Annotated in this window: 24 protein-coding genes; 7 read left to right on the top strand and 17 right to left on the bottom strand. The window is 71.7% G+C overall.

The window, feature by feature from the left end; genetic code table 11:
- Nucleotides 1-110: 110 nt before the first annotated feature.
- Both ACFY1P_RS17200 and ACFY1P_RS17195 read right to left on the bottom strand, forming a co-directional pair.
- Entirely contained in the window at nucleotides 111-1,160 is a 1,050-nt protein-coding gene (locus ACFY1P_RS17200; protein ID WP_361527572.1) for a hypothetical protein, read from the bottom strand.
- Nucleotides 1,157-4,639 (bottom strand): DNA polymerase III subunit alpha, encoded by a 3,483-nt coding sequence (locus ACFY1P_RS17195; RefSeq protein WP_390751024.1) that lies wholly within the window; start codon nucleotides 4,637-4,639, stop codon nucleotides 1,157-1,159. Before ACFY1P_RS17195 ends, ACFY1P_RS17200 begins: the two co-directional genes overlap by 4 nt.
- 154 nt (nucleotides 4,640-4,793) lie before the next feature.
- Between ACFY1P_RS17195 and ACFY1P_RS17190 the strand changes: the two genes are divergently transcribed.
- The gene (locus ACFY1P_RS17190) at nucleotides 4,794-5,828 is read left to right on the top strand and encodes a DUF3533 domain-containing protein (protein ID WP_361527576.1); all 1,035 of its coding nucleotides are present in this window, start codon (nucleotides 4,794-4,796) and stop codon (nucleotides 5,826-5,828) included.
- Between the two features lies 1 nt (nucleotide 5,829).
- On the opposite strand, the gene ACFY1P_RS17185 is transcribed toward ACFY1P_RS17190, so the two are convergent.
- Nucleotides 5,830-6,336, bottom strand: coding sequence for a GNAT family N-acetyltransferase (locus ACFY1P_RS17185; RefSeq protein ID WP_390751023.1), 507 nt, complete (start codon nucleotides 6,334-6,336; stop codon nucleotides 5,830-5,832).
- A gap of 156 nt (nucleotides 6,337-6,492) precedes the next feature.
- Here ACFY1P_RS17185 and ACFY1P_RS17180 point away from each other — a divergent pair, with 156 nt between their 5' ends.
- Nucleotides 6,493-7,725 (top strand): glycosyltransferase, encoded by a 1,233-nt coding sequence (locus ACFY1P_RS17180; protein ID WP_390751022.1) that lies wholly within the window; start codon nucleotides 6,493-6,495, stop codon nucleotides 7,723-7,725.
- Between the two features lie 74 nt (nucleotides 7,726-7,799).
- On the opposite strand, the gene ACFY1P_RS17175 is transcribed toward ACFY1P_RS17180, so the two are convergent.
- The 4 genes from ACFY1P_RS17175 to ACFY1P_RS17160 form a co-directional block, all read right to left on the bottom strand.
- The gene (locus ACFY1P_RS17175; protein ID WP_361527584.1) at nucleotides 7,800-8,372 is read right to left on the bottom strand and encodes a GNAT family protein; all 573 of its coding nucleotides are present in this window, start codon (nucleotides 8,370-8,372) and stop codon (nucleotides 7,800-7,802) included.
- Nucleotides 8,369-8,968, bottom strand: coding sequence for a lasso peptide biosynthesis B2 protein (locus tag ACFY1P_RS17170; RefSeq protein ID WP_390751083.1), 600 nt, complete (start codon nucleotides 8,966-8,968; stop codon nucleotides 8,369-8,371). Before ACFY1P_RS17170 ends, ACFY1P_RS17175 begins: the two co-directional genes overlap by 4 nt.
- A 23-nt stretch (nucleotides 8,969-8,991) precedes the next feature.
- Nucleotides 8,992-10,668: an albusnodin/ikarugamycin family macrolactam cyclase gene (locus ACFY1P_RS17165; RefSeq protein WP_390751021.1), complete on the bottom strand. Its 1,677-nt coding sequence runs from the start codon at nucleotides 10,666-10,668 to the stop codon at nucleotides 8,992-8,994.
- Nucleotides 10,669-10,741: 73 nt separating this feature from the next.
- Nucleotides 10,742-10,864, bottom strand: coding sequence for an albusnodin family lasso peptide (locus ACFY1P_RS17160; protein WP_361527590.1), 123 nt, complete (start codon nucleotides 10,862-10,864; stop codon nucleotides 10,742-10,744).
- 262 nt (nucleotides 10,865-11,126) lie between these two features.
- On the opposite strand from ACFY1P_RS17160, the gene ACFY1P_RS17155 reads away from it, so the two are divergent.
- Together ACFY1P_RS17155 and ACFY1P_RS17150 are read left to right on the top strand one after the other, a co-directional pair.
- Nucleotides 11,127-12,098, top strand: a complete 972-nt coding sequence (locus ACFY1P_RS17155) for a helix-turn-helix domain-containing protein (protein WP_390751020.1) — start codon at nucleotides 11,127-11,129, stop codon at nucleotides 12,096-12,098.
- Nucleotides 12,095-12,667, top strand: coding sequence for a peptide deformylase (locus ACFY1P_RS17150; RefSeq protein ID WP_390751019.1), 573 nt, complete (start codon nucleotides 12,095-12,097; stop codon nucleotides 12,665-12,667). The genes ACFY1P_RS17155 and ACFY1P_RS17150 overlap by 4 nt, the downstream gene beginning before the upstream one ends.
- Before the next feature lie 40 nt (nucleotides 12,668-12,707).
- Here the strand turns inward: ACFY1P_RS17150 and ACFY1P_RS17145 are convergent, their stop codons facing one another.
- On the bottom strand, nucleotides 12,708-12,911 hold the full coding sequence (locus tag ACFY1P_RS17145; protein ID WP_390751018.1) for a DUF397 domain-containing protein: 204 nt from the start codon (nucleotides 12,909-12,911) through the stop codon (nucleotides 12,708-12,710).
- 26 nt (nucleotides 12,912-12,937) lie between these two features.
- A complete protein-coding gene (locus ACFY1P_RS17140; RefSeq protein ID WP_390751017.1) occupies nucleotides 12,938-13,744 on the bottom strand; it encodes a helix-turn-helix transcriptional regulator in 807 nt (268 codons plus the stop codon).
- Between the two features lie 272 nt (nucleotides 13,745-14,016).
- On the opposite strand from ACFY1P_RS17140, the gene ACFY1P_RS17135 reads away from it, so the two are divergent.
- Together ACFY1P_RS17135 and ACFY1P_RS17130 are read left to right on the top strand one after the other, a co-directional pair.
- Nucleotides 14,017-14,454 carry a hypothetical protein gene (locus ACFY1P_RS17135; RefSeq protein ID WP_390751016.1) on the top strand — a complete coding sequence of 146 codons (438 nt, stop codon included), beginning with the start codon at nucleotides 14,017-14,019 and terminating at the stop codon, nucleotides 14,452-14,454.
- 129 nt (nucleotides 14,455-14,583) lie between these two features.
- Nucleotides 14,584-15,504: a hypothetical protein gene (locus ACFY1P_RS17130; RefSeq protein ID WP_390751015.1), complete on the top strand. Its 921-nt coding sequence runs from the start codon at nucleotides 14,584-14,586 to the stop codon at nucleotides 15,502-15,504.
- Here ACFY1P_RS17130 and ACFY1P_RS17125 read toward each other — a convergent pair.
- The 4 genes from ACFY1P_RS17125 to ACFY1P_RS17110 are packed head-to-tail and all read right to left on the bottom strand — an operon-like array spanning nucleotide 15,484 to nucleotide 20,932.
- Entirely contained in the window at nucleotides 15,484-17,130 is a 1,647-nt protein-coding gene (locus ACFY1P_RS17125) for an ABC transporter ATP-binding protein (protein ID WP_390751014.1), read from the bottom strand. The genes ACFY1P_RS17130 and ACFY1P_RS17125 overlap by 21 nt on opposite strands.
- Complete coding sequence (locus ACFY1P_RS17120; RefSeq protein ID WP_390751013.1) at nucleotides 17,127-18,119, bottom strand: ABC transporter permease; 993 nt, start codon at nucleotides 18,117-18,119, stop codon at nucleotides 17,127-17,129. Before ACFY1P_RS17120 ends, ACFY1P_RS17125 begins: the two co-directional genes overlap by 4 nt.
- A gap of 1 nt (nucleotide 18,120) precedes the next feature.
- Entirely contained in the window at nucleotides 18,121-19,914 is a 1,794-nt protein-coding gene (locus tag ACFY1P_RS17115; RefSeq protein WP_390751012.1) for an ABC transporter substrate-binding protein, read from the bottom strand.
- 46 nt (nucleotides 19,915-19,960) lie between these two features.
- Nucleotides 19,961-20,932, bottom strand: coding sequence for an ABC transporter permease (locus tag ACFY1P_RS17110; RefSeq protein ID WP_390751011.1), 972 nt, complete (start codon nucleotides 20,930-20,932; stop codon nucleotides 19,961-19,963).
- Nucleotides 20,933-21,346: 414 nt separating this feature from the next.
- On the opposite strand from ACFY1P_RS17110, the gene ACFY1P_RS17105 reads away from it, so the two are divergent.
- A complete protein-coding gene (locus tag ACFY1P_RS17105; RefSeq protein ID WP_361531765.1) occupies nucleotides 21,347-21,823 on the top strand; it encodes a subtilase-type protease inhibitor in 477 nt (158 codons plus the stop codon).
- A gap of 169 nt (nucleotides 21,824-21,992) precedes the next feature.
- Here ACFY1P_RS17105 and ACFY1P_RS17100 read toward each other — a convergent pair whose 3' ends face one another.
- The 4 genes from ACFY1P_RS17100 to ACFY1P_RS17085 form a co-directional block, all read right to left on the bottom strand.
- Complete coding sequence (locus tag ACFY1P_RS17100) at nucleotides 21,993-22,871, bottom strand: slipin family protein (protein WP_390751010.1); 879 nt, start codon at nucleotides 22,869-22,871, stop codon at nucleotides 21,993-21,995.
- A 174-nt stretch (nucleotides 22,872-23,045) separates the two neighbouring features.
- Entirely contained in the window at nucleotides 23,046-23,969 is a 924-nt protein-coding gene (locus ACFY1P_RS17095) for a S1 family peptidase (RefSeq protein WP_361531771.1), read from the bottom strand.
- A 209-nt stretch (nucleotides 23,970-24,178) separates the two neighbouring features.
- Nucleotides 24,179-25,486, bottom strand: a complete 1,308-nt coding sequence (locus ACFY1P_RS17090; RefSeq protein WP_390751009.1) for an NtaA/DmoA family FMN-dependent monooxygenase — start codon at nucleotides 25,484-25,486, stop codon at nucleotides 24,179-24,181.
- The gene (locus tag ACFY1P_RS17085) at nucleotides 25,483-26,517 is read right to left on the bottom strand and encodes an LLM class flavin-dependent oxidoreductase (protein WP_361531777.1); all 1,035 of its coding nucleotides are present in this window, start codon (nucleotides 26,515-26,517) and stop codon (nucleotides 25,483-25,485) included. The genes ACFY1P_RS17090 and ACFY1P_RS17085 overlap by 4 nt, the downstream gene beginning before the upstream one ends.
- Between the last annotated feature and the right edge of the window lie 85 nt (nucleotides 26,518-26,602).

Genomic DNA, 26,602 nt, shown 5'->3' with positions numbered 1-26,602 from the left:
GCCGGCAGGTGGGTTACCGGAGCGTTAAGGCGACGTAAACTTACTTGCGAGTAGGGTGCGGGGGCTTTCTTGCTTTCGTCAAGCAAATGCACGGAGTTGGACAGAAAGATTCACGCCACGTCCAGTGTCGCCGCAGGCCCCACCGACCCCGCCCCGAAGCGCGCCCGCGCCCGGTCGACAGCCGCCTCGATCCGGCGCGCCTTGTCGTCGGCGGGGTCGAAGGTCAGCTGGTACGGCGCGAGTCCGGCCGGGCCGACCCCCTCCGCGCGCAGCGCCACCGCCCGCACCCGGGCCCGCTGCAGGCCGAGCGCGGCGTGCAGCGCGTACGCGGTGGCGGTCAGCACCGGGGTGTGCGCGGTCGGTTCGGCGAAGGACCTGGTGCGGGTGGTCGAGGAGCCGTCGGCGTAGCGGACGGTGAGCGTCAGCCCGCGGGCGGTCTGCTCACCCTCCCGCAGCCGCGCCCCGAGCCCGTCGGCGAGCGTGAGCAGCGCGCGGCGCCGCCGGCCGTCGTCCAGTTCGTCCCCGGCGAAGCGGTGTTCCGCGCCCATCGACCGGGCCCGCTCCCCCGGTGTGACGGGCGTCGGGTCGAGGCCGCGCGCCCGCTCGTGGATCCGCCGGCCCGCGGCCGCCCCGAGGATCCGCTGGAGCGCGGGGAGCGGCGCGGCGGCGATCCGGCCGACGCTGTCGAGCCCGTACGAGCACAGGGTGCGGGCGGTCGCCGGGCCGACGCCGTACAGCGCGGCGGCCGGCTTGCGGGCGAGGAAGGCGGCCACGGCGGCGGGGTCGGCGGGGAGCGCGCGCACGGTCCCGGGGGGTCCGTCGTGCGCGGCCATCCGCGCCAGCATCGGATTGGCCGCGATGCCGACCGTGCAGTCGGCCTCGTACCGCGCGAGCGCGCGGACGCGCAGCAGGCCGGCGAGCTCGGCCGGGTCGTGCGCGAAGTAGCGCACGGCACCGCGGACGTCCATCAGCGCGGCGTCGGGAGGCAGCGCCTGGACGACGGGCGTCACGTCGGTGAGCAGGGCGAGCAGGCCGTCGTAGGTCTCCTCGTCGACGGGCGCGCCGCCGGTGGGGTGGAAGTGCACGTACAGGACTGTTGTCTCCCCCGTGCCGGCAGTCACCGGAAGGGGCGGGACGGAAGACAGGGAGCGCTCGGTCATCGTCCCGCGCTCCCCGGGCTCGCGTGCCACAACTTCCGTCCGGTGGGCGCGCCTTCACCCGCCGGCCTAAGGTCGGCCCAGGGGTGCATCGCGTAGCCGGTGGACAGGTGGATGCGGCAGGCCGGTGCCGCGGCGGACGGTCCCGCGGGGCTCGCCAGCAGCTCGGCCACCGCGCCCAGGCCGCCCTCCGCGCGGAGCCTGGTGAGCTCCGCGAGGTCCCACGCGGCCGCGCCGACCACGCTGAGGCTGCGGGGGCCGCGCCGCTGGACGACGCCGCGCACGAGCAGCAGCCAGGAGTGGAAGACGGTGTGCGCGCACCGCTCGTGGCTGGGGGCACCTCCCAGGCCGCCAGGCCTAGGGGGAGCGTCGAAGAAGGCGCAGTCGACCAGGCCCGTGCCGTCGTCCAGGGTCGTGAAGATGACCCGCTTGCCCGAGCGGACCGGCGGGGTCTGGGTGGCGGCCTTGGCGCCCGCGACCAGGACGGTCTCGCCGTGCCGCGCGTCGCGCAGCCGCTTCGCCGGGAGGGCGCCCAGCTCGGTGAGGAACGCCCGGTGGTCGGACATCAGATGGCGCGAGGTGTCCATGCCGAGCACGCTCAGCTCGGCGCCGAGGCGCTCCTCCGCGTCGAGGTCGGGCAGGCCGACGGGCGCGGCGCGGGCGCTGTCGACCAGCGTCGGCTGGGCGGTGGGGCCGCGCCGCTGCCGGTGCAGTTCGGCGATGTGCAGCAGCAGGTCGCGGCGGTTGGGGCCGAAGGCGTCCAACGCGCCGACGCGAGCGAGCCGTTCGGCGACGGGCCGGGCGGGCCGGGCGCGCTGCCACAGGTCCTGGAGCGAGGTGTACGGCTGCCCGGCGACGATCCGCCGCGTCTCGGCCTCGGTGATGCCCTGCACCTCGGAGAGCGCGAGCCGGATCCCGAACCCACCAGACACCAGTTCGATCCGATAGGCGGCCGCCGACCGGTTCACGTCCAGCGGCAGGATCGGCACGCCGCGCCGCCGCGCGTCCGCGAGCAGCAGCCGCTTGGGGTACATCCCCGGGTCGTGCGTGAGCAGCCCCGCGTAGAAGGCCGCCGGGTGATGGGCCTTCAGCCAGGCCGACTGGTAGGTCGGCACCGCGAACGCCACGGCGTGCGCCTTGCAGAAGCCGTAGCTGCCGAACGCCGCCACGATCTCCCAGGTGCGGCGGACGGTCTCGGGGGTGTGGCCGCGCCCGGCCGCCTCCGCCGCGAACCCCGCGCGCACCCGGCCCACCAGCTCCGGGTCCGACAGCGCGCGGCGCGTCTCGTCCGCGAAGTGCCGGTCGCAGCCGGTCATGATCCGCAGGATCTCGATGATCTGCTCGTGGAAGACCACCACGCCGTACGTCTCGCGCAGCGTCTCCGCGAGGTCCGGGTGGGGGTAGCGCACCGGCGCCCGCCCGTGCCGGGCCTCGATGAAGGGCCGCACCATGTCGGCGGCGACCGGGCCCGGCCGGAAGAGCGAGATGTCGACCACCAGGTCGTGGAAGGTCTCGGGCTGGAGCCGGCCGATCAGGTCCCGCTGGCCGGGCGACTCGATCTGGAAGCAGCCGAGGGTCTCGGTGGAGCGGATCAGCTCGTACGTCGCCCGGTCGCCCGGCCGCACCTGCGCGGGGTCGTCCAGATCCACCCGGCGGCCGGTGGCCCGCTCGATCTCCGCCACCGCGTACGCCATCGCCGACTGCATCCGCACGCCCAGCACGTCGAGCTTGAGCAGCCCGAGGTGTTCGACGTCGTCCTTGTCGAACTGCGCCATCGGGAAGCCCTCGCCGCTGGTCGGCACGACCGGCGTACGGGCCCGCAGCGTCGCGTCCGACAGCAGCACCCCGCACGGGTGCATGGCGATGCCGCGCGGCAGCCCGTCCAGCGCCTCGACCAGCTCCCACAGCCGGCCGTGCTCCTCGGCCGCCACACCGCGCAGCTCCGGCAGTTCCCGCAGGGCGGCGCGGGCGTCCCGGGCCCGGATGTGCGGGAAGGACTTCGCGAGCCGGTCGACCTCGGCGGGGTCCATGCCGAGGGCGGCGCCCACGTCCCGTACGGCGTGCCGCACGCGGTAGGTCTCGGGCATGGCGACGGTCGCGACCCGGTCCGCGCCGAAGCGGTCGAAGATCGCGCGGTAGACGTCCAGGCGGCGCGCGGACTCCACGTCGATGTCGATGTCGGGCAGCGCGGTCCGGCGGGCCGACAGGAAGCGCTCCATCAGCAGCCCGTGTTCGAGGGGGTCGGCGTGGGCGATCCCGAGCAGGTGGTTGACCAGGGAGCCCGCGCCGGAACCGCGCGCGGCGACCCGGATGCCCAGGGCGCGGGTGTCGTCGACGACCTGGGCGACGGTGAGGAAGTACGAGGGGAAGCCGCGCTGTTCGATGATGCGCAGCTCGTCGTCCAGCCGGTCCCAGTAGCGGCGGTCCCGGTCGTGGCCGCGCAGCACCAGGGCCCCGGCGCAGCGGGCGCGCAGCACGCGCGCGGCGGTGCGGTGACCGGCCCCGACGAGGTGGGGTTCAGGGAAGTGGACGGAGCCCAGGCCCAGGTGGTCCTCGGGGTCGACGAGGCACGCGGCGGCGGTCTCCTCGGTCAGGGCGAGCAGCCGGTGCGCGGCGTCGCGGCGGAACCCGGCGGCCTCCACGACCCGCTCGGCGACGGCCGCCATCTCCTTCGGCCCCTTGAGCCAGCGCTCACCGCTGTCGAGGGGCTTGCGGGGGTCGATCGGCACCAGGCGGCGGGCCGCGTCGAGCACGTCGGCTACGGGCCCCTGGCCGGGGTCGGCGTAGCGGACGGCGTTGCTCAGCACGGGGCGTACGCCCGCTTCGGCGGCGAGGCCGAGGGTGCGGGCGGCGAGCCGCAGCGAGCCGGGGCCGGTGCCGGTGCGGCCGTGGCAGACGACCTCCAGCCGCAGGGAGTCACCGAACATTTCCCGCCAGGGCGCGAGCAGCCGCGCGGCCCGGTCGGGGCGCCCGGCGACGAGCGCGCGGCCGACCTCGGAGGAGGGGCCGAGGAGGACGGTCAGGGGTGCCCGGATGCCGGTGGCGGCGGCCGCGAGGTCCTCGTGGGCGAGCTCGGGGCGGGCGGTGACGTGGCCGCTGGTCCCGCTTCCGGTGGCCCACGCGGCGGAGACCAGCCCGCACAGGGCCGCCCAGCCGGCCGCGCCGTCCCGGGCGAGGAAGGTCACGCGGGGCACCGACTCGTCGACGAAGGCGCCACCGCGCACGGGGGTGCGGCGGCGGACCGTGGGCCCGGGGGCGGGGGTCCGCTCCCGTACGGCCAGGTCGACGCCGAACAGCGGCCGCACCCCGGCCGCCCCTGCCGCCCTGGCGAACCGGACCGCTCCGGCGAGGCTGTCGCGGTCGGTGAGGGCGACGGCGTCCATGCCGCGCTCGGCGGCGCGCTCGGCCAGGCGCTCCGGGTGCGCGGCGCCGTACCGCATCGAGAACCCCGATGTGGTGTGCAGGTGCGTGAACCCCGCCATCGCACCTCCTGCCGCTCGCTCACCCCCTGGCTGATTTCCGCCCCTCCTCTCCACCATAAACCACTCGCTCGAACATTCATACGAACGCAGCGTGTGGTCGCCCGAACGGCCCGCACCGCCTGCGGCCGCCCGCCCGACCCCGCAGGCTCGGGACATGGACCGCACCCCGGGTGACAGCCCCTCCCCCACCTTCGCCGAGGAAGTGCGGGAGGCGGTGACGGTCCGCGCGGCGCTGCTGGTGATCGGCGCGCTGGTGCTCCAGCTCGCGTTCATCACGTCCTACATCGGCGCCTTCCACGCCCCGCAGCCGAAGGACATCGCGCTGGGCGTCGCCGCTCCGCCGCAGCTGAGCGGGGAGCTGGTGCGCAAGCTGGGCGCGCTGCCCGGCAGCCCTCTGGACGCGAGCGCGGTCCGCGACGAGGCGGAGGCGCGGCGGCGGATCCACGACCGCGAGCTGGAGGCCGCCCTCGTCGTCGACCCGCGCGGCACCACCGACACCCTGCTCGTCGCCGGGGGCTCGGGCGCCTCGCTCGCCCAGGCCACCGAGGCCGTCGTCACCCGGGCCGAGGCCGCGCAGCGGCGCTCGCTGAAGGTCACCGACATCGCTCCGGCCGGTGCGGGCGACTCGCGCGGCCTGAGCTCGTTCTATCTGGTGGTGGGCTGGTGCGTGGGCGGCTATCTGTGTGCCGCGATCCTCGCGATCAGCGCCGGCGCCCGCCCCGCGAACCCCCGGCGAGCGGGCTTCCGCCTCGCCGCGCTCGCGCTCTACTCCGCCGTCGCGGGCCTGCTCGGCGCCGTCATCGCGGGCCCCGTCCTGGGCGCGCTGCCCGGCAGCGTCCCGGGCCTGTGGGGGCTGGGGGCGCTGGTGGTCTTCGCCGTCGGCGCCACGACCCTCGCGCTCCAGGGGCTGGCGGGCATCATCGGCATCGGCCTGGCCATCGCGATCGTCGTGGTCCTCGGCAACCCCAGCGCGGGCGGCGCCTATCCCTATCCCCTCCTGCCCCCCTTCTGGCGCGCCATCGGCCCCGCGCTCCCGCCCGGGGCGGGCACCTGGTCGGCGCGCTCCATCGCGTACTTCCGGGGCAACGCGCTGACGGGGCCGCTGCTGGTGCTGTCCGCGTGGGCGGCGGTGGGGGCGGCGGTGACGATGGCCTGCGCGGCATTCCGACGCGACCCGGCGGAGCGGTGAGTCACACGCTCTTGAGGTCCAGCCGCCAGTTGTTGGACCTCATCCAACTGCCCTTCGGATACTCGACCTCGACCGCGCCGAGCAGCTCGAAACCCGCCTTGCGGCAGACCGCGTTCGAGGCGGGGTGGTCCACTCCGGGGAACGCGTGCAGATAGCGATGGCGACCGGCGGCCCGCGCCGCCTCGACGACCGCCCCGGCCGCCACCGCGGCGAGCCCCCGCCCCTGGAACTCGGGCAGCACCGACCACCCGGTCTCCCACACCGCGCCGCCCTGCCAGTCGGACTCCCAGAAGCCGATCGAGCCGACGGTCTCGCCGCTCTCCGACACGACCCGGTACATCCGCCCGCGCTCACTCAGCCCGACGTACCGCCGGTGCCGCGCGACCAGCTGTTCCTCGGTCTCGGGCCCGCCCAAGTGCTCGGTCATTTCGGGCGCGTTGGCCCTGCGCAACACCCAGAAGTCGTCTTCGCTCCAGGGCTTCAGTGTCACCTGCGGTGTGCTGTTCATGGCGACAACCCTAAGGGCCGCCCCGTTCGCCGGGCCGGGCTCTCCTCTCCCCGCATTTCAACCGTATACCGGACAGGGGGACTTGCCGCAAGGCCCCCATAAGGGGCGAAAATCGCTTCTCGCGCGCCGAGGGGTCCGGCGCGGGACGGGAGCGAGATGCGTTTTCTGTTGTCCACGATCGGGTCGCGCGGAGAGGTCCAGCCACTCGTGGCGCTGGCCGTGCAGCTCAAAGCAATGGGGCACGACGCCGTGGTGTGCGCGCCCCCCGACTTCCACGAATGGGCCGAGTCCCTGGGGGTCACGTACCTCTCCGCCGGACCCGAGCTGCGCGGGACCGCGAAGCGGAACGCCGGTACCGTCCCCACACCCGAGCAGCGGCGTCGGATGATCGAGAACACGGTCGCCGAGCAGTTCGAGGCGGTCGGCGCGGCCGCCGAGGGCTGCCACGCCATCGTGGGCGGCGGCGGGCTGGCGGTCGCCGCCCGCTCGGTGGCCGAGCAGCGCGGCATCGGCCACGTCCACGCCGCGTTCGCCCCCATCACGCTGCCGTCCGCGCACCACGCACCGCCCGTCTTCAAGATGCTCGGGCAGAAACCGCCGGACGGGCCGGTCGACAACCGCACGCTCTGGGACGAGGACGCCGCGCGCTGGAACACCCTATGGCGCACGGCTCTTGACGCGCGGCGCGCGGCCATCGGACTGCCGCCGGTCGAGGACGTGCGCTCCCACATCCTCACCGACAGCCCGTGGCTGGCCGCGGACCCGGTGCTGGCACCCTGGCCGGACCCGTCCGAGCCGCCCGAGCCGTCCGAACTGGACGTGGTCCAGACCGGAGCCTGGATGCTGCCGGACGACCGGCCGCTGTCCGCCGGACTGGAGGCGTTCCTGAACGCCGGTGAACCACCCGTCTACTGCGGGTTCGGCAGCATGCGCGCGCCTGAGGGCATCACCAGGGCGATGATCGATGCGGCCCGCTCGCTCGGACGGCGCGTGATCCTCGCAAGCGGCTGGGCCGACCTGTCCCCCGTGGACGACGAGCCCGACTGCCTGTCGATCGGCGAGGTGAACCAGCGGGCACTGTTCCAGCGGGTCGCCGCTGTGGTGCACCACGGCGGCGCCGGCACCACCACCGCCGCCGCGACGTCCGGGACACCGCAAGTGATCGCCCCGCAGATGTTCGACCAGTTCTACTTCGCCCACCGCGTCGACCGACTCGGCATCGGCACCGCGCTCCCGCCCGGCGCCCCCACCCCCGACTCACTGCTCACCGCCCTCCGCCACGCCCTCGATCCCGAGGTGGCGGACAGGGCCCGAACCGTCGCCAATTCCATGCGCACCGACGGCGCGTTGACCGCGGCCCGGCGACTGATCGAGATGGGGGGCGGCTGACGATCGGCGCTGTGCTGGTCACGCTCCCCTTGGGTCGGCCCTGCACCGTCGGCCGCCGCAGACCACGACCGACATCATCCGCTCTCCCCGAGAGCCACTCGTACTGCTGACGGCCCGGGCAAGTCCGCGGGCAGCGCGTCCATCAGCAGCTCATCCACCGGCTGCCCCAACCAGTACCCGGACTGCCGCAGCCGCCCCACATGCCGGAACCCGGCCTTCTCATACGCCGTAACCCCAGCCTGATTCGGCTCCAGCACCTTCAACCACACCATCCGCAGCCCGCCGACATGGAACGCCCAGTCGAGCGCGAGACGGGTCGCCTCGGTCGCATACCCCTTCCCGCGTGCTTCGGGCGCGATAACGAGAACGAACTCGGCAGTACGGACAAAGGTGTTGACCGTCAGCACCGTCATCCCGACCGCAGTCATGTCCTCCAGGCGCACCACCTCGAACTGCGCGTAATTGTGATTCGCCCGCTGCCGCTCCCAGCCGGCCTCACGAACCTCCCACGCCTGGGGGAACTGGTTCCCGTACCCCACCACCGTGGCCACGTCGTTCTCCCACCGGTGATACTCAGGCAGCAGCTCACGCCGCGGCTGGGCGAGACCAAGCTGCTCGCCCGACAACAGGATCTGGGGATTGGTCATTCGGTGCTCCCTTCGGGCGCCCGGCGGACCGGACCGTCCGGTGTGTAGGTCAGGGTGTACAGGACTGTGTCAGCGGGCTCCTCGACGGGGACGCCCGCAGAGTCCGCTATCCAGGCATGGAGCCGCCACGGGTCGGGGGCAGCTCCGTGCCGCCACTCCGCGCGCCGCCCGGCCGCAGCCAGGAGCACTGCCGCTGCGGCCGACTGCTCCAGGCAAGCCCATCGTGCAGGGATCACCGGCGAAGCCCAGCGGACCGCGCGAACAGCGGCCTCGGCCTGGGCCCGGCTCGCCGGAGGAAACCTGCGTCCGCAGCACGAGAGACGGACCATGCGCCAGAACTTCCCGCGGCGGCACCCCATGGCACTGACTACAGCCGTCACCATCAGCGCGGGCACGGCGCCGAGCCTCCAAAGCAGGGAAGCCGAGGGCACCGGGCCCAACACCGCAGGTACCTCGTTCGTCCCCCAAGAAAGAGACGCACCCGGGTGAGGGACGATCGCGGCCCCCGCTGCGAGCCGAGAACCATCTGGTCGCGTGGAGAGCAGCTGGGTGCGGCCGGTGCGATAGTCGATGACCAGGTACGCGAACGGCGTCATCACAGCGACCCTGGCCGAGACGGTCATCCGATGCCCTCCTCGATCGACACCCATGTGACAGGTGGTGTTGTCTCGACGACCTCGAGCCACATCTCGGCCGCCAGCGCGGACAATAGCGGGGGCCACACCGTCTTCGCCCCGAGCGCCGCACCATGAATTGCGGCGCGGAGAGGGAGCGGGTCGACCAGCCCCAAGTCGGCGAGCCGCCCACCCGCCATGCTGAGCAATCGCCGAAGGTTGACCCGAATGCCACGGTGGAAGTCCTCGGCGAACACCCCCTTCGTCACCCGCCGCCGGTGAAGCTCCGGCAGGAGGTCTCCGACCGCATCCACCAGAAGCGGCTTGCAGCGGTAGACGCTGAACCGCTCCCAGGAGGGTACGGAGGCTACGGCGTCGAGTACGGCCCCATCGAAGTAGGGATTCTGCAGCTCGAGGCCGAAAGCGTCGGTAAGCTGGGAATCGGCGTAGGCACGACGTGCTGCTCCGCGCACCCCCGCGACCAGCCCGGCATCGGCCGACGCATCAACGCGCAACGCGGGGACAGTGGTCAGGAGCCAGGGCGGGCGGGACAGCCATGGCCGCGCCAGCTGCCCGCCGTCCTGACGGAGCGCGGCAGCGACCAGAGGCCACGGGCTGACCTTCCGCAACCGGGCCCATGCCTGAGCGTCCCCCACCATACGAAGGAGCCGACCGCGCCGGACGAGATCCGCAAGGTGGGTCGGCGGCGACAAGAACAGGTTGTCACCGCCATCGCCCGTCAGATGACAGACCGACCCGGCATCGGCGACGGCCCGCAACTGTGCCGAGAGCATCGCCCACGAAACGGACGACGGGGCAGGCTCATCCGTCGCCGACAACGGCTCGTCCGCCGGACTGAACGGAAGATGCTCGGAACGCAACGGGAACAGCGTGTGCGTCAAGCCTGGGAGATCAAGAGCACGGGCATACCGCACATCACCCCCCTCACTGACCCCCTCCGGATGAACGGTCATCCCCAGGACCGGACCGTACCGCAAAGCGATGACAGCCGCGGTAGTGGAATCCATCCCGGCCACATCACTGGAGACGGCCACACCCTCGGCCCGGGCCCGAACCCCGTCCAGCAGCGCCCGGCGCACCAGCGGTACAGCCTCGGTGTAACTGCGTAGCCGCGGTGTCCACCACGGCCGCACCGAAGCCCCACCACCTGGCCGCATGATCAACCAGTGCCCCGCCGGGACCGGCACGACCCCCTCCCAAGCGCTACGCCCAGACAACACAGTTCGTTTGTCCGACAGAAATGCGGCCAGCCAGTCCGCATCGACACCCCCGCCGACCAGGCCAGACAAAGCCCGCGAGCTGGATCCCCACACCACCCCACCCGAAAACCGCGCGGTGTACACGGGACAGGCATGCGCCGCGTCCGCGATCACCTCGACCACGCCGTCCCCGGTAACCCGCACCACCGTGAACGACCCAGCCCACCCGTCGACCGCAGCCGACAGATCATCCACGGTCAGAAATCGGGCGACGTCCTCCGCACTCGCAGAACAAGATCCGAACACGGCGATCCGAGCCCCACCACCATCCACCGACCGCACCAGACGATCCGGCCAGGCCCCCACCATCCACACGGGCGGGTCACTCCACAACAGCCGAGCACCCATGGGCATGACCGGCCGGGTGCCAGGAGCAGGAGCACACCCTCCAAACCAACGCATCGCTGCCTCCCCTCACTTGCCGCAGACGAGAAAGACGGCGACCTCCCTGGCCGGGAGGCCACCGTCGTTGCGATCAGCTGTACGGTTCCTGCTTGCTCTCAACGCTGTCGTTCTCATTGCCCATCGTCAGCGCCGCCGCGTCACCCAGCTCAATCACGACCGGCGCTTCCTCCTGCACACCGTCCAGGAACGTCATCTCAAATCACCCCCTCCCTACGACTTGAACCACCCCAGCCCCCAACGAGCCGGGAAACCTGGGCCTCCTCGAACAGCACCGCTGGTTCATCACAGCCGAACGTTGCGCCGCCAACGACCACGGAAGCTCGCCGAGCCATGGGGAGTTGAACCGGTCCGGCCGAGGGAAGCAAACCTCTGTCAGGGCACGCGAGGTAATGGTGAACTGAGATCACTCACCCGTTCACTCACTCACTCAATCGGCATCCGGGGCAGGGGCATTGATGGATGCGCAGACCGACGTCATCACTGTCGAGCAAGCCATCGAGGCGTTCGCGGCCGAGGTCGCCTACTGGCGAGAGGTCCGGGGCCTGTCCAAGAAGGCCCTCGCGGCTGCCATGGGCTACACGCCGTCCTATGTCAGCCACATGGAGGCCGGGCGTACCAAGCCGTCCGAGGACTTCGCCCGCCGCGCGGACGAGACCATGAACGCCGGCAAAGCGATCTGGAAACGCTGGTGCGAGTACGAGGCGGCCAAGGCCCGGGCGCACAGCCCTGCCACCCCACCGACTCCGCGCCGGGCCGAGCAGCCATACGCCACCGGGTCAGCGCTCATGGTCGAGCATGACGCAGCCCGCCTGGACTACGACGGTTCCATGTACCGGCTCACCATGCGCCGCCTGCTGCGGAACACCGGCGAGGAGCCGGTGACCCGCTACCTCATCCGGATTTCTGTGGACCGCTACCCCGGCGAGCCCGAGCGGTCCAACGCCCACTACCGCGAGCACCCCCTGACCTGGGACGAACTCGAGCTGACCGCTAGCTGCCGAGGAGAGGAGATGAAGTGGGAGACCAAACACGACCGCGACGCCTTCAAGGAGATCTGGCTCCTCTTCGAGAACGATCAGGGCCGTTTCCCGCTGTACCCGGGCGAGTCCGTGTGGATCGAGTACGCGTACTCCGTCAGCGACCACAAATGGGGGCGGTGGTTCCAGCGCGCGGTCCGGGTGCCCACCGAGCACTTGGAGGTTCAGCTCGCCTTCCCCGTCATGCTCGACGCGATGGTGTGGGGCACCGAGACCTCCATGACCGCCGAGGCGGCCCCGCTGCGGACCGCTCCGAGCCGTCACGACGACGGTGAGACCAGCGTATTCACCTGGTCCACGTCCACCCCTGCCCTCCACGCCCGCTACCGTCTCGAATGGAAGTTCCGGGCGAGGCCCGAATCCGAAGCGAACCAGGGAGAGTTGCGGTGATCGAGGTGCAACCCAGCCAGCGCATGCGGGACCTCGGTGTCGTCCAGCACGGCGCCGATATCCTCGCCGAGCCCGCGGACCCCTTCGAGCTGCCCGCCGAGAAGGACGCTGCCGAGCACGTCATCGAGCGGCTGGCCGACGCCATGGACCGCATCGCCCGGGCCCACGATTTCAGCGGCAAGGGCATGGGGCTCGCGGCCCCGCAGATCGGCATCGCCCGCGCGGCCGCGGCCGTACGGCCGACCGAAGCCGGAGCGGAGCCGATCGTGCTCCTCAACCCGCGCATCACCGCGACTTCCGAAGAGACGGACGAGCAGTACGAGGGGTGCCTCAGCTTCTTCGACGTCCGTGGCATGGTCCCTCGTCCCCTGCGGATCACCGTGGAGGCCACCGCCCTGGACGGCACCACCCGGATCACGGTGTACGAGCGCGGCCTGGCCCGGCTGATCCACCACGAGATCGACCACCTCGACGGCCTCCTCTACACCGCCCGGATGCGGCCCGGAGTCGAGCCGATCCCGGTCGGGGAATACCGGCAGACCGGCCGCGCGTGGGCGTACGAGTCGTAGGAGTCGACTGCTGACCGCATGCGCCGCCGGCTGGGCCGGGTCAACCGAAGTGCTCGGCCTTGACGTTGCGTATGAAGTCGCCCCAGGCGCCGGTGGGGACGAGCAGGGTGGGGCCGTCGGGTGCCTTGCTGTCGCGTATCGGGATGATGCCGACGGTACCGCCGCCCGCTTCCAGGCAGTTGCCGCCCTGTCCGCTGTAACTGCTCTTGCGCCATCTTGAGTGTCGGAGCTCCGGGGCGTACATCCCTGACTACCTCTCTGCTTCCGCTGCTACATCTCGCGCCGTATCCGGGCGATCAGGCCGAGACTGTCCACCGGACTCAAGGCAATCGACCGGAGCGAATCGAAGATCAGCGTATATTCCCCGGTCTCCTCCGGCGTCTCCATGTACAGAGTGCCTGTTCGGTGCTCGACGCAGACGACGTCGGAGAACGCCGGGTTGGGGAAACTGAACAGCACGAATGCCCCGAACAGCCCGGCGTGTGCCCCTGCGCGGTGGGGGATGACCTGAAGTTCCACGCTAGGACGTTGGGCCGCCTCTTCCAAGTGTTCGAGTTGTCTGCGCATCACTTCCGCTCCGCCGATCTGGAGCCGGAGGGCCGCCTCGCTCTCGATCACACACAAACGGGGCGGCAGGTCTCTCCTCAGCACTTCCTGACGCTCCATACGCGCTGTCACCAAGGCGTCAACGGCCTCGGGCTGGAGGGTTGACGGCGCTGCTTGCAGGACTGCTCGTGCATAGTCAGGGGTCTGCAAGAGCCCCGAGACCAGAGTTGCCTCATAGGTCCGGATGTAGTCGGCCGTCTCCTCGTAGTCGATGTAGTCCGAGTAGGACGGCCTGGCAATGCCGGCCCGCCTTACCCAGCCGGGTTCCCGCCCCCGACGGGCCAGCGACACCATTTCGTCAATCTGGTCCGGGTCGTTCACCCCATAGAAGCTGAGCAAATCGCGTAGCTCTCCCAACGAGATCCCAAGGCGCGCATTTTCGATCCGGTTGACCTTCGTTCGGTGGCATCCGATCCGGTCGGCCGCCTGCTCCGGGGTTTTACCTGCCTCTTCACGGAACTTGGTCAGCATTGCCGCGAGACGACGACGTCGAACGGTTGGGCGAACTTCGGCCACGTGAACCCCCTCCATGCAGGCCTACAGGGGCACAGGCTACTGGCTCGAAAAAATCATGGGTCAAGTTCCAAAGAGTCAGTTGCGATCTGGTCGAGTTCCAGACCATGCTGAGGCCGCAGTCACACACCGAACCGCCCTCATTGCTGAGGGTGTTCACGAAACGTCAGACCCCGGCGGCCGCTGACACGACCCCGGGGCATGGCCAACGCTGACAAAGGAGCGTCGACATGCGTCACTTTATCTCCCGCTGCTTCGAGCGGGTACGGAAGGTATTCGCGCCCGCAGCCGGGACCCCGGACCACCCCATCAGCGAACCCACCCCGCCAGAGCCATCCCGCACCAGCCACGACCAAAGCAGCAACACCTGCGGCGTCTACATCTGGGCCACCGCCCACGGGATCGACATCAAGCCCAGTTCACCCCTCGCCTCCTGTGACTGCTACGGGCATCAACCGCCACCGGAGACAGGGATGTTCGTCATCGACACCCGCACCGACCGCGTCGGGCAGGTCATGGGCAACGAAGGACCCAACCTCCAGCTCCGCCCGCCGCACGGCGGGAAGGAGTGGGAGGCGCGTCCCGACGCCGTGCGGGCCGTCACCCGTTCCGAGCTGCTCAGCGCCAAGGTGCGGCAGGTCAACGCCGCCGAGCGCTGGGGGAAGTGAGCGCCCGGCCCCGGAACAGCGGCGCGCGCCCGCGAGCGCGCGCCCCCGAGTGCGCTGACAAGCCGTGGTTCCCGTACGGCGCCGGGTAGAAATTGTTAACCCCGAGCGCACTACCCGGTGAGGAACCGCATGCCCAGCAGTCCGGCGCCCACCCCCCGCCTCCGCGTCAATCCGTGTGCCGCGGAGGCCGCGGCGTTCATCGACCGCTGGGTGCGGCGGACGGGGCTCATGCAGTCGTTCTCCGCACAGCGGCGGTTCAGGAAGGCGGGGTGCGCGGCGTTCGCGGCGCGGGTGATGCCGGACGCCGAATGCGGGCGGTTACAGCGGGGGGCGGCGTGGCTGGTGTGGTTCTTCATCCTCGACGGGTGGCCGGAGGAGTGCGGGACGAGCGGGCAGCCCCCACCGCTGCCCCCGCCGTACGCGTACGCCCTGCTCGACTTCCTGCCCGTGGATCTCGGCCGTACCCCGCCGCCGCGCACCGCGCTGGAGCGGGCCCTGGCCGACGCCTGGCGGATGGTGGCCCCGGTGATGTCGCCGGAGTGGCGGCGCAGGTTCCGTACGCACTTCGGCGAGTTCATCGATGCGTGGCTTCTCAAGGCGGAGGGCCCGGCCCTGCCGCTCCTCGACCTCGTCGAGTACACGTGCGGGCATGAACTGCCGCCGGGCGCCAGAGAGTTGGAGTCGATCCAAAAGATCAATCGTGCCGCCGTGCTCTCCTTCCCCGGCGAGCGGGAGTTCTCCGCCGAGTTCCTCGCCTCCCGCGCGGACGCGCTGCGGATCGCGCGCGCCGGCCTGGAGGCGGATCTGTCGGGCAGGGCCCTGCCGCCCGGCGCCGCGTCCTACGCCGCGGCCCTCGCCGCCTGGCTGGACGGCCTGCCACGGGGGCCGGAGTGCCCGGCGGAGGAGCACAGGATCAGCCTCGCCGAGGACATCGCCGGCTCCCCCGTGGACCTCCTCCGCCCCCGGCGCCCCGCGCCGCCGCCCGTCCCCTCCCCGGGCGGCGGCTCCCCGGGCGGCGGCGCGGGGGCCCTACATGGTGGCCGCGAGTAGCTCACGCGTGTAGTCGGCCTTCGGGTCGTCGAAGACCTCGTCGCGCGGGCCGCTCTCCACCACGCTCCCGGCCCGCATGACGGCGACGCGGTCGCAGAAGTGCCGTACGACGGCGAGGTCGTGCGACACGAAGAGCAGGGAGAGCCCGAGCTCGTCCCGCAGGTCCATCAGCAGGTTGAGCACCTGGGCCTGCACGGACACGTCGAGCGCGGAGACCGGCTCGTCCGCGATGATCAGCCGGGGGCGCGGGGCGAGGGCCCGCGCGATGCCGATGCGCTGGCGCTGGCCGCCGGAGAACTCGTGCGGATAGCGGGACAGGTGTGCCGCGTCCAGCCCCACCTGGCCCAGCAGTTCGGCCGCGCGCTCGCGGCGGGCGGCCGCGTCGAGCGTGGTGTGCACGCGCAGGGGCAGGGTGACGATCTCCTCGACGGTGCGTCGGGGGTTGAGCGAGGCGTACGGGTCCTGGAAGACGAGCTGTACGTCGCGGCTCAGTTCGCGGCGCAGCGCGGTGTCGACGGAGGCCCGGCCGATGTCCCGCCCGTCGAAGCGGACGCTTCCGGTGGTGGGCCGCTGCAGCCCGGCGAGGACGCGGGCGGTGGTGGACTTCCCGGACCCGGACTCCCCCACGAGCCCGAGGGTCTCCCCCCGCCGCACACGCAGGCTGACACCGCGGACGGCGGCCACGGGCTGTGCCCTGCGCCCCCAGAGGCCGCGGCGGCCGGGGAACTCGACCGTGAGATCGGTGACCTCGGCCAGTACGGCCCCCTCGCCGGAGGCGCGTTCCGTATCCCTGACCGCACGGGCCGGTTCCGGGTCGTCCACCGTCGGCAGCCGCGACCCCGGCACCGTCGAGAGCGTCGGTGCCGCACCGATCAGGGCGCGGGTGTACGGGTGGGAGGCGGCCGCGAGCAGCTCGCGGGTGGGGCCCGACTCGATGCCCCGCCCGCCCCGCATGACCAGCATGCGGTCGCACATCTCCGCGACGACCCCCACGTCGTGGGTGATCAGCAGCACCGCCGTGCCGCTCTCCCGCGCCAGCTCCGCCATGAGCGCGAGGACCTGCCGCTGCACGCGCGCGTCCAGTGCCGTCGTCGGCTCGTCCGCCACCAGTACGTCGGGCGAGTTGACCAGCGCCATGGCGATCATGACGCGCTGCCGCATACCGCCGGAGAACTGGTGCGGGTAGTCGCGGGCGCGGGCGGGCGGGATGCCGACACGGTCGAGCATGGTGGCCGCGCGTTCGCGCGCCTCGGCCCGGCCGGTCCCCGCGTGCAGGCGGTACGCCTCCGCCAGTTGTGCCCCCACCGTGTGGAAGGGCGACAGCGCGGCCAGCGCGTCCTGGAAGACCATGGCGATCCGCGCGCCGCGCAGCTTGCGCAGGGCGGAGTCGGGCGCGCCGACGACCTCCGTGCCGCCTACGGTGATGCTGCCGGTCACCGTCGTGCGGGCCGCGTCGTGCAGGCCCATCGCGGCGAGGCCGACCGTGGACTTGCCTGAGCCCGACTCCCCCACGAGGCCGAGGACTTCGCCGCGTTCGAGGCCGAAGGAGACGTTGTCCACGGCCGTGACCGTGGTGCCCCTGCCGGTGAAGGAGACGGTCAGATCGCGTACGTCGAGCACGCTCACGCGAGCCTCACTCTCGGGTCGAGCCAGGCCACCACCAGGTCGGCGAGGGCGACGAAGAGCACCACGAAGAAGGCGGCGAGCAGGACGGTGCCCACGACCGTGGGCAGGTCGTTCTGGACGACGGAGTCGACGGCGAGCTTGCCGACGCCGCCGAGGCCGAAGACGGTCTCGGTGATGAACGCCCCGCCGAACAGGGCGCCCGCCTCCAGCCCGAGGAGCTGCACCAGCGGTGCGGCCGCGCCGCGCGCCGTGTACTTCGCGTGGGCCCGCAGGGCGCCGAGCCCCTTGCCGCGCGCGGTGCGCACATACCCCTCGTGCATCGTCTCCAGCATCTGGGAGCGGGAGAGGCGGGCGAAGACGGCGGCGTTGACGAAGCCGAGGACGAGCCAGGGCAGCGCCAGCCCGGCCGCCCAGGCGGCGGGGTCGTCGGCGAAGGGTGTGTAGCCGGGCACCGAGAGCACGTCCGTCTTGTAGACGAGGAGGTACTGCAGCGCGTAGCCGAGGAAGTAGATCTGCACGCTGGCGCCGACGAGGGTGAAGCCGGACAGCAGCCGGTCGGTGGCGGTGCCGCGGCGCAGGGCGGCGACGAAGCCCGTGCCGATGCCGAGGACGACGATCACGGCGAGCGCGCCGCCCGCGAGCGAGAGGGTCACCGGGAAGCGGTCGCCGATGGCGTCGAGCACCGGCTGGTGGAGGGTGTAGGAGTAGCCGAGGCAGGGCGCCGAGCAGTCGATGGGGCTGCCGTCGACGTCGGCGATGGTGCGGCCGGCGACGAGTCCGCGCAGGTAGTCGGTGAACTGCCCGGTCAGCGGCTGGTCGAGGCCCATGCTGTGGCGTACGGCCTCGACCTGGCCGGTGTCGCACTTGGGGCCGCAGGCGATGAGGGCCGGGTCGGAGGGGGCGGCGTAGAAGAGCCCGAAGGCGACGGCGGTGATCGCGAGGAGCACCACCGCTGCCTGGAGGGCCCGCCGGAGCAGGTAGGCGATCACGTCAGGACTTCTTCACGTACAGCCCGGCGGCCGCGATGGAGCCGTAGATCGGGTGGATGGCGGCGCCGCCGATGTTCTTGCCCCGGAACTGCGTGACGCTGGTGTAGAGGAAGGGCACGACCGGGACGTCCTTCATGACGACCTGCTCCAGGTCGATGAGGGCGGCGGCCTTCTGCTGCGCGTCGCCGATCGTGGCGATGCGCTCCAGCTCCTTGTCGACCTGGGGGTTGCTGTAGCGGGTGGAGTTGGCGAGGGCGTCGAGCTTGCTGTGGTAGCTGTCGGGCAGCAGCGTGGAGGGGGTGGGCCAGTCCACGGAGTTGGTGGAGATCCACAGGTCGTAGGGGGCGTCGCCGCGGAAGACCTGGTCGTTGAAGGCGGCCTTGTCCATCGGCTTGGTGACGAGCTTGATGCCGGCCTTGGCGAAGGCGTCGACGAGGACCTGCGCGAGGCGGTCCTTCTCGGGGGCGTCGCTCTCGTAGGCGTAGGTCAGCGTGGTGACCTTGCCCTTGGCCCTGGCGAGGTGCTCCTTGGCCTTCTCGATGTCGCCGCCGGGCCGCACCGGGTAGAGGTCGTACTTCTTCCAGCCGACGACGGCGGGCGAGGAGAGCGTGGTGGCGAAGTCGCCGAGGCGGGGGCCGCCGAGGACCTGGCGGGCCTGCTCGCGCGGGAAGAGGTAGTGGATGGCCTTGCGGACCTCGGGGTCGGTGACGCGGTTGTTCTTGATGTAGAGGTCGCTGGTGTACGCGCCCTGGCTGCCGGCGACGAGGAGTTCGCGCTTCTTCGGGTCGCGCCGGGCCTCGGCGTAGAGCTCCGGCGGCACCTCGTTCTTGGTGGAGACGGTGCCGGCGCCGTCGCCGCGGCTGTTGAAGACCTCCTGCGCGGTGTTGAGGATCTTCTTGCCGAAGGTGAACTCGAAGCGGTCGGGGTACTGGTGGCGGATCGGGTCGGTCTCCGGCTTCCAGTGCGGGTTGCGCTCCAGGGTCAGGCTCTGGTTCCGCTTGTGCTCGGCGATCCGGTACGGGCCGCTGGCGAATGGCTTCACGTCGTAGTCGGTGCCGGTGTCCTTGTCCTTGCGGACGGGGGACGAGGAGGACTGGGCGGCCATGTAGGGCACGTCGGACTGCGGCTCGGGGAAGTGGAAGACGACGGTCCGATCGTCCGGGGTCTCGATGGCGTCGAGGTCTGCGTTCTCGGTGGACTTGGGGCCGCCGTACTTCTTCACGGCGGCGGTGCGGTCCTCGGAGCCGGTCAGCCACTCGGGCCAGTAGGTGGGGCCGAGCTCGAAGCCGGGCCCGAAGGTGCGCTCGATGCCGTACTTCACCTGCTCGGCGGTGATCGGCTGCCCGTCCTCCCAGGCGATGCCGTCCTTGAGGTGGTAGGTCCAGGTGCGGCCGCCGTCGGAGGACTGCCCGGTGTCGGTGGCGAGGTCGCCGACGAGCTTGGGCCTGCCATCCACCACTTGATACTGCGTCAGCTGGCGGCCCCACAGCAGGGAGGTGCTGTAGGACTCGCCCGCGTAGATCTTCTGCGGGTCGAGGTGGCTGTAGTCGTTGAGGTTGGCGATCCTGACCGTGCCGCCGGAGCGCGCGTCCGGGTCGGCGGGGGCCGGGCCCCGGCTGTCCCCGGCGGTGCCGAGGGTCGCGGTGAGGCGCTTGCCGCTCCGCACGGCGTCCGCGCCGCCCTTCCCGCCCTCGGCCGCCCCGGAGCCCGCGCCCGCCGAGCAGGAGCACATCAGCATCACGGCGGCGGTGGCGAGAGCCGGCAGGGCTGCGGTGCGCGTGCGGAAGCGGGGCATGGTGAACTCCGTTGATCGGAAGGTGCGTTGCGGGGTGAGGCGTGGTTCAGCGGGCGGTGCGCGGGTCGAGAGCGTCCCGCACCGCGTCGCCGAGCAGGTTGAAGGCGAGGACGAAGACGAGGATCGCCACGCCGGGGAAGACCATGTAGGTGGGGTCGTCGTAGAAGACCTCGGAGCCGCGGGAGATCATGCGGCCCCAGTCGGGGACGGGCTCGTTGATGCCGACCCCGAGGAAGGACAGCGCGGCCTCGGCGGTGACGACGCCGGGCACGGCGAGGGTGATGTGGACGAGCACGGGCGCCCAGACGTTGGGCAGCAGCTCGCGGAGGACGATGTGGCGGCGGCTCGCGCCGGCGGCCCGTGCCGCTTCGACGAACTCCCGCTCGCGCAGGCTCCGCACGGCGGTGCGCAGCACCATCGCGAGCGGCACCCAGCCGAAGGCGGCGAAGACCAGGATGAGCGAGGTGAACTGCATCCAGACGGGCTCGTTCTCGCCGGGTGCGACGAAGCGCGTCTGGATGACGGGGCTCAGCGCGAGCAGCAGCAGAAGTGTCGGAAAAGCAAGCATCACATTGCATACAAATGTGAAGGCGCGGTCCGCGACCCCGCTGAGGTAGCCGACGGTCACGCCGAGGACGACGCCGACGACGGCGATCACGGCGACGGAGGCCAGGGCGACCAGCAGCGAGGTGCGCATGCCGTAGAGCAGCTGGGTGAGCACGTCGCGGCCGAGGCCGGGTTCGACGCCGAACCAATGGTCGGCGGAGATGCCCCCGTTGGGCTGGACGGGCAGGCCCTCGGCGCTGAGGAGGCCGGGCTCGTCCTGCCCGTAGTGGTCGGTGGGGTTCTTGCCGTAGAGGGCCGCGAGGAGGGGCGCGGCGAGCGCGAGCAGGGCGCAGAGGACGACCACGAAGAGGGCGGCCATGCCGGTGCGGTCACGCCGGAAGGCCCGGCAGGCGGCGGCGAAAGGGCCTCCGGAAGGCGTTCCTGGGGGTCTCCCTGAGTGCACTTCGGCCATTTGCTGCCGCGCTCCTGAATCACTCCGACCGCCGACCGGTCATTCGGCGGGCCTCTTTTCGGCCGGGGTGCGGGGGTCGCCCACCCCGGGGTGCGGATCATTAGATCCGATGGTTTCAGGCACCGCAAATGAACTTTTCGAAGGCGTGTTTGTTAATTATTCGTTGATTACAAGGAATCTTTGCTGGTCAACATCCCTGTAACATTAATTCCCAACTTTCCCCCGCAAAACGGGCATGCGGCAGAACCCCACCCCGCCCGGGACGGCTCTCGCGAGACCTGCCTCACACCAGTTCAGGCCACTACTCAGGGTTTTCAACCAGCGACCGAAAGTGTCCGTTCGGTGTGCGTTCATGCTCAACTTCAGCAAGACTCCGGTCCGTTATCCGACACCACACACAAGGGAGCGTTCGGAATGCGGTACATCACTGGAGGGTTCGCACTGGGGGCCGCGCTGGCACTGGGCGGCCTGGTGGCGGCCGGGACGTCGACGGCCGCGAGCGCCGCACCGGCCCCCGCCGCCGCACCGGCGGCACACGCGCAGAGTCTGTTCCCCACGAGCCTGTTCGCGCCCTCCTCGCTTGTCCTGACGATCGGTCAGGGCGAGAACAGGGACAGCTCCGGGGTGCAGCGCGCCGTGACCCTGACCTGTATGCCGAAGGCGACCGGCACGCACCCGGACGTCAAGGGCGCCTGTGACCAGCTGCGCGCCGTCGACGGCGACTTCGACAAGACGATCGCGCTCAAGGCCGACACCTTCTGCACCAAGGAGTGGAACCCGATCGTCGTCACCGCCGAAGGCGTCTGGCAGGGCAAGCGGGTCAGCTACGAGCACACCTTCGCCAACCCGTGCATGAAGCGGGCGGCCCAGGGCACGGTCTTCGAGTTCTGAGGGACCCGGCCCCAAGGAGCCCCGTGAGGCACGCGGCCCCCGGACACCGTGGAGGTGTGTCCGGGGGCCGTGGCTTGTGTGATGCCCCGCCCGGGGAAGCCGCAACCACCCGGCGGGCCTCAAGGGCCGCACTCGGTCGGTGACTTGCGGCACATCCGGCCGGCCTGGTTCAGACCTGCTCCGTGCCCGGTTCTTCCCGCGCCGCGTCCGTGTCCCGCACCACGGCCGTGTCGTCATCGTCCCGCGCCGCGCCCTCCGGGCGGGCCGGCTTCGCCGGCGTCGCCGGCTCGTGGCCCGCGCGTTCCAAGAAGCGCAGCAGCTCGACCGGGAAAGGGAGCACCAGCGTGGAGTTCTTCTCCGCGGCCACCGCCACGATCGTCTGGAGCAGCCTCAGCTGGAGCGCGGACGGCTGCTCCGACATCGTCGCCGCCGCCTCGGCCAGCTTCTTCGACGCCAGGAGCTCCGCGTCGGCGTTGATCACGCGCGCCCGCCGCTCCCGCTCCGCCTCCGCCTGGCGCGACATCGAGCGCTTCATCGTCTCCGGCAGGGAGACGTCCTTGATCTCGACGCGGTCGATGTGCACGCCCCAGCCGATGGCCGGGCTGTCGAGCATCAGCTCCAGGCCCTGGTTGAGCTTCTCGCGGTTGGAGAGGAGGTCGTCCAGGTCGCTCTTGCCGATGATCGAGCGCAGCGAGGTCTGGGCCATCTGGGAGACGGCGAAGCGGTAGTCCTCGACCTGGATCACGGCCTCGGCGGGGTCGACGACCTTGAAATAGACGACGGCGTCGACGCGCACCGTCACGTTGTCCCGCGTGATGCCCTCCTGGGCGGGCACCGGCATCGTCACGATCTGCATATTGACCTTGCGCAGCCGGTCGACGCCCGGGATGACCATGGTGTACCCGGGTTTCCTGATCTCCGGGAGCAGCCGGCCGAGCCTCAGCACGACGCCGCGCTCGTACTGCTTCACCACACGGGACGCCGCCGCCGCGTACACCACGCACGCGGACCCGGCGCCCGCCGCCGCCACTACCAGTTCCTCGACCATGGCACGACCCCTTGCCCTGCGTGTCGGGTGTCACATTCCACGGTAGGCCCGTACCGGACCAAGGTCGAGCCCCCGGCCCGGGGCCCGGGCCGGGGGCTCCTTCCGCTGCTGGCCGCAAGGCTTGGGGAAGGGCCGTGCTCGCTCGCGGTCAGGGGTCGGTGAGGGCTTCGGCGATCAGAAGACGCTGACGCCGTAGGCCTTGAGTGCCGGGCCGACCGGCTGGAAGAAGGTCGTGCCGCCCGAGGTGCAGTTGCCGCTGCCGCCGGAGGTCAGGCCGAGGGCGGTGGAGCCCGCGAAGAGCGCGCCGCCGCTGTCGCCGGGCTCGGCGCAGACGTTGGTCTGGATCAGACCGCGGACGATCTGGCCGTTGCCGTAGTTGACGGTCGCGTTGAGGCCGGTGACCTTGCCGCCGTGCACATGGGTCGTGGAGCCGCTGCGCTGCACGGCCTGGCCGACGGAGGCGTTGCCCGCGGCGGTGATGCGCTGCGAGCTGCCGTTGTAGAGGTCGACGGCGCTGGGGTGGACGACGGAGCCGTTGGTGTACTGCACGATGCCGTAGTCGTTGCCGGGGAAGCTGGTGCCGGTGGTCGGGCCGATGCTCGTGCGGTGCGCGGCGTCGGTGTAGTAGGGGGGCTTGCCCTGGGTGCAGTGACCAGCGGTCAGGAAGTAATAGGTGTTGCCCTTGCGGACGTTGAAGCCCACGGAGCAGCGCCACGTCGGCGCGTAGATGGCGTCGCCGCCCGCGAGGTACTTCGTGAAGGTGCCGGGGGTGCGCTCGACGCGTATCGCGCCGGCGTCCGGGCCGGCCTGCTGTCTTATCCTCGCTATCGCCGCGTCGGAGACGGTCGAGTCGGCGGTGACGACGACGGTGCCGCTGCTCCCGTCGGTCACCCACGCCGTGCCCGCGACGTCCGCCGCCTGCACGGCCGCGCTCGCGGCGGACAGCTGGGCCGCGGAGTGCCGCACGGCCGTGGAGTCGCCCTGGGCATGGGCGTTCGTGGCGACGAGGGCGGACGCGGCGAGCAGCCCCGCGGCGACGGCGATGCGCCGGGCCCGGCGGGTGGGGGTGCGGTGGGGGAATGTGCGCTCGGTCCTCACGTTGTCTTCCTCCCGTGGGGGGTCTGGTGAGGCGCCGCCAAGGGGACACAGCCGTTCCACATTCTGCGTGCCCCTGACAAGCACTTCCGGCGAGTATTCGGGGAGCGTGACGCACAGCGCAAGAGCATCTTTCGGACGACCTTCCTCAACTCCACTTCCTGACACGGCAGTTGCACGACAATGAGCCGGTTTCCCCCCGCACCCGGCCGTCAGTTCCTCACTGCGGGCAGCGGGAGCCCGAGGTGGTCGCGGAGGGTCGGGCCCGCGTACTCCGTGCGGAACGCGCCCCGCTCCTGGAGCAGCGGCACGACGCGGTCGACGAAGTCGTCGAGCCCGCCGGGGGTGAGGTGCGGGATGAGGATGAAGCCATCGGCGGCGTCCGTCGTGACGAACTCGTCGAGCTGCGCGGCGACCGCCTCCGGGGTGCCGATGAAGGACTGCCGGCCGGAGGTCTCGATCACCGTCTGCCGGATGGAGAGCCCCTTCGCCTCGGCGACCGCGCGCCACCGGGCGGCCACGGCGAACGGATCGCCGATCTTGACCCGGCCCTGCGCGAGTTCGCCGTCGGGGTCGGGGTCGATTTCGGGGAGCGGGCCGTCGGGATCGTAGGCGGACAGGTCGCGGCCCCACACCTGCTCCAGGGTGAGCAGCGCGGTCTGCGGGGAGACCTGCTGCTTGCGGATCTCGGCGGCCTTCTCCTGGGCCTCGGCGGCGGTGTCACCGAGGACGACGGTCACGCCGGGCATGATCTTCAGGTCGCCGTGGGCGCGGCCGTACGCGGCGAGCCTGCCCTTGACGTCGGCGTAGAAGGCGCGGCCCTCCTCCAGGGTGCCGTGCCGGGTGAAGACGACGTCGGCGGCGGAGGCCGCGAACTCGCGGCCCTCGCCGGAGTCGCCCGCCTGGATCACGACGGGGTGGCCCTGGGGGCCGCGCGCCACGTCGAACTCCCCCGCGATGCGGAAGTGCCGGCCCTCGTGGGCGAAGGGGCGCGGCACGCCGCCGGCCGTCCAGGAGTCCCAGAGTTCGCGGGCGGTGGCGACGAACTCCGCGGCGCGGGTGTAGCGGTCGGCCCGGTCGAGGTAGCCGCCGCGCCGGAAGTTCTCGCCGGTGAAGGCGTCGGAGGACGTCACCACGTTCCAGGCGGCGCGCCCGCCGCTGAGGTGGTCCAAGGAGGCGAGGCGGCGGGCGAGTTCGTAGGGCTCGTTGAAGGTGGCGTTGACGGTGGCGGCCAGGCCGAGCCGGTCGGTGACGGCGGCCAGGGCGCTGAGCACGGTGAGGGACTCGGGGCGGCCGACGACGTCGAGGCCGTGGATCCGCCCCTTGTGCTCGCGCAGCCGCAGCCCTTCGGCGAGGAAGAAGAAGTCGAAGAGGCCGCGCTCGGCGGTGCGCGCGAGGTGGACGAAGGAGGAGAAGTCGATCTGGCTCCCCGAGACGGGATCGGTCCAGACGGTGGTGCTGTTGACGCCGGGGAAGTGGGCGGCGAGGTGCATCCGCTTGCGTCCGGTGCGGCTGGTCATGCGGTCTCCCTCGCGGTGGCGTAGCGGTTGGCGGGGCGCGGCAGGCACAGGTGCTCGCGGAGCGTGCCGCCGGGGTAGAAGGAGCGCAGCAGCCCGCGGTGCTGGAGCACGGGCACGGTGGCGTCGACGAGCAGCGGGAGGTCCCGGTCGACGTCCTGCGGCCGGAAGTGGAAGCCGTCGACGACGCCGTCCGCGTACCAGGCCCCGGCCAGGTCGGCGAGGGCCACGGCGTCGGCGGCCGCGTGGAGCGCCACGGGCAGGGAGGCGAGGACGACGATCCGCCCGGGGTCCCGGCCGGACGCGTGGGCCTGCCGCCGCAGTTCGTCGCGGACGGCACGGACCGCGGCCGGGTCGGCCGTGGCCTCGGTCCGGACGTACGCGACGTCCGCGCGGCGGGCGGCGGTCGCACGGGGCAGGGGGCCGGTGGCGTCGACGGCGACGACGGGGTGGCCCTGCGGGGGCCGGGGCACGATGGAGGGGCCTCGGACGCTGAAGTTGGTGCCCTGGAAGTCGACGTAGTGGAGCTTGTCGCGGTCGACGAAGCGGCCGGTGGCCACGTCGCGGATCTCGGCGTCGTCCTCCCAGCTGTCCCAGAGCCGGGCGACGACGTCGGCGGCCTCGTCGGCCTCCTGCCACAGTTCGCGGGCGGGCGCGGCGGGTTTGCGGCCGAAGTGGCGGGCCTCGGCCTCGCCGGAGGAGACGTCGACGGTCCAGCCCGCCCGGCCCCGGCTGACCCAGTCGAGGGTGGCGACGGCCGAGGAGACGTGGAAGGGCTCGGTGTGTGTGGTGGTGACCGTCGGGACCAGCCCGATCCGTTCGGTGACGGGCGCGATCCGCGCGAGGACGGCGAGGGCGTCGAGGCGGCTCGCCCCGCGCCGGGGCGGACCGAGCGTGTCGCCGAGGGTGACGAAGTCGAGCTTGCCGTGCTCGGCGAGGCGCGCCGTGCGGGCGAAGGGCTCGGCGTCCCGGGCGTCGGGCCGGTCGAGGGCGACGGCCAGGTGGAGCGGCCGGGTGGGTACGGGTGAGGACATGGGGTTCCCTGAGGTGTGAGGGACATATCGACGGCATGGCCCCCGCTGCGGGGAGCACGGGTCAAGGGGTTCGAGGGGGATTCGA

Source organism: Streptomyces sp. NPDC001407 (assembly GCF_042895325.1).
Taxonomy (GTDB): Bacteria; Actinomycetota; Actinomycetes; order Streptomycetales; family Streptomycetaceae; genus Streptomyces.
The sequence above is the reverse complement of the archived record's forward strand: the minus strand, read 5'-3'. Positions and strand labels throughout refer to the sequence as shown.

What these genes read in the sequence shown, in the direction of transcription:
- ACFY1P_RS17200 (WP_361527572.1), bottom strand. Translation starts at nt 1,160, where the DNA reads ATGACCGAGCGCTCCCTGTCTTCCGTCCCGCCCCTTCCGGTGACTGCC.
- ACFY1P_RS17195 (WP_390751024.1), bottom strand. Translation starts at nt 4,639, where the DNA reads ATGGCGGGGTTCACGCACCTGCACACCACATCGGGGTTCTCGATGCGG.
- ACFY1P_RS17190 (WP_361527576.1), top strand. Translation starts at nt 4,794, where the DNA reads ATGGACCGCACCCCGGGTGACAGCCCCTCCCCCACCTTCGCCGAGGAA.
- ACFY1P_RS17185 (WP_390751023.1), bottom strand. Translation starts at nt 6,336, where the DNA reads ATGAACAGCACACCGCAGGTGACACTGAAGCCCTGGAGCGAAGACGAC.
- ACFY1P_RS17180 (WP_390751022.1), top strand. Translation starts at nt 6,493, where the DNA reads ATGCGTTTTCTGTTGTCCACGATCGGGTCGCGCGGAGAGGTCCAGCCA.
- ACFY1P_RS17175 (WP_361527584.1), bottom strand. Translation starts at nt 8,372, where the DNA reads ATGACCAATCCCCAGATCCTGTTGTCGGGCGAGCAGCTTGGTCTCGCC.
- ACFY1P_RS17170 (WP_390751083.1), bottom strand. Translation starts at nt 8,968, where the DNA reads ATGACGCCGTTCGCGTACCTGGTCATCGACTATCGCACCGGCCGCACC.
- ACFY1P_RS17165 (WP_390751021.1), bottom strand. Translation starts at nt 10,668, where the DNA reads ATGCGTTGGTTTGGAGGGTGTGCTCCTGCTCCTGGCACCCGGCCGGTC.
- ACFY1P_RS17160 (WP_361527590.1), bottom strand. Translation starts at nt 10,864, where the DNA reads ATGACGTTCCTGGACGGTGTGCAGGAGGAAGCGCCGGTCGTGATTGAG.
- ACFY1P_RS17155 (WP_390751020.1), top strand. Translation starts at nt 11,127, where the DNA reads ATGGATGCGCAGACCGACGTCATCACTGTCGAGCAAGCCATCGAGGCG.
- ACFY1P_RS17145 (WP_390751018.1), bottom strand. Translation starts at nt 12,911, where the DNA reads ATGTACGCCCCGGAGCTCCGACACTCAAGATGGCGCAAGAGCAGTTAC.
- ACFY1P_RS17140 (WP_390751017.1), bottom strand. Translation starts at nt 13,744, where the DNA reads ATGCTGACCAAGTTCCGTGAAGAGGCAGGTAAAACCCCGGAGCAGGCG.
- ACFY1P_RS17135 (WP_390751016.1), top strand. Translation starts at nt 14,017, where the DNA reads ATGCGTCACTTTATCTCCCGCTGCTTCGAGCGGGTACGGAAGGTATTC.
- ACFY1P_RS17130 (WP_390751015.1), top strand. Translation starts at nt 14,584, where the DNA reads ATGCCCAGCAGTCCGGCGCCCACCCCCCGCCTCCGCGTCAATCCGTGT.
- ACFY1P_RS17115 (WP_390751012.1), bottom strand. Translation starts at nt 19,914, where the DNA reads ATGCCCCGCTTCCGCACGCGCACCGCAGCCCTGCCGGCTCTCGCCACC.
- ACFY1P_RS17110 (WP_390751011.1), bottom strand. Translation starts at nt 20,932, where the DNA reads ATGGCCGAAGTGCACTCAGGGAGACCCCCAGGAACGCCTTCCGGAGGC.
- ACFY1P_RS17105 (WP_361531765.1), top strand. Translation starts at nt 21,347, where the DNA reads ATGCGGTACATCACTGGAGGGTTCGCACTGGGGGCCGCGCTGGCACTG.
- ACFY1P_RS17100 (WP_390751010.1), bottom strand. Translation starts at nt 22,871, where the DNA reads ATGGTCGAGGAACTGGTAGTGGCGGCGGCGGGCGCCGGGTCCGCGTGC.
- ACFY1P_RS17090 (WP_390751009.1), bottom strand. Translation starts at nt 25,486, where the DNA reads ATGACCAGCCGCACCGGACGCAAGCGGATGCACCTCGCCGCCCACTTC.
- ACFY1P_RS17085 (WP_361531777.1), bottom strand. Translation starts at nt 26,517, where the DNA reads ATGTCCTCACCCGTACCCACCCGGCCGCTCCACCTGGCCGTCGCCCTC.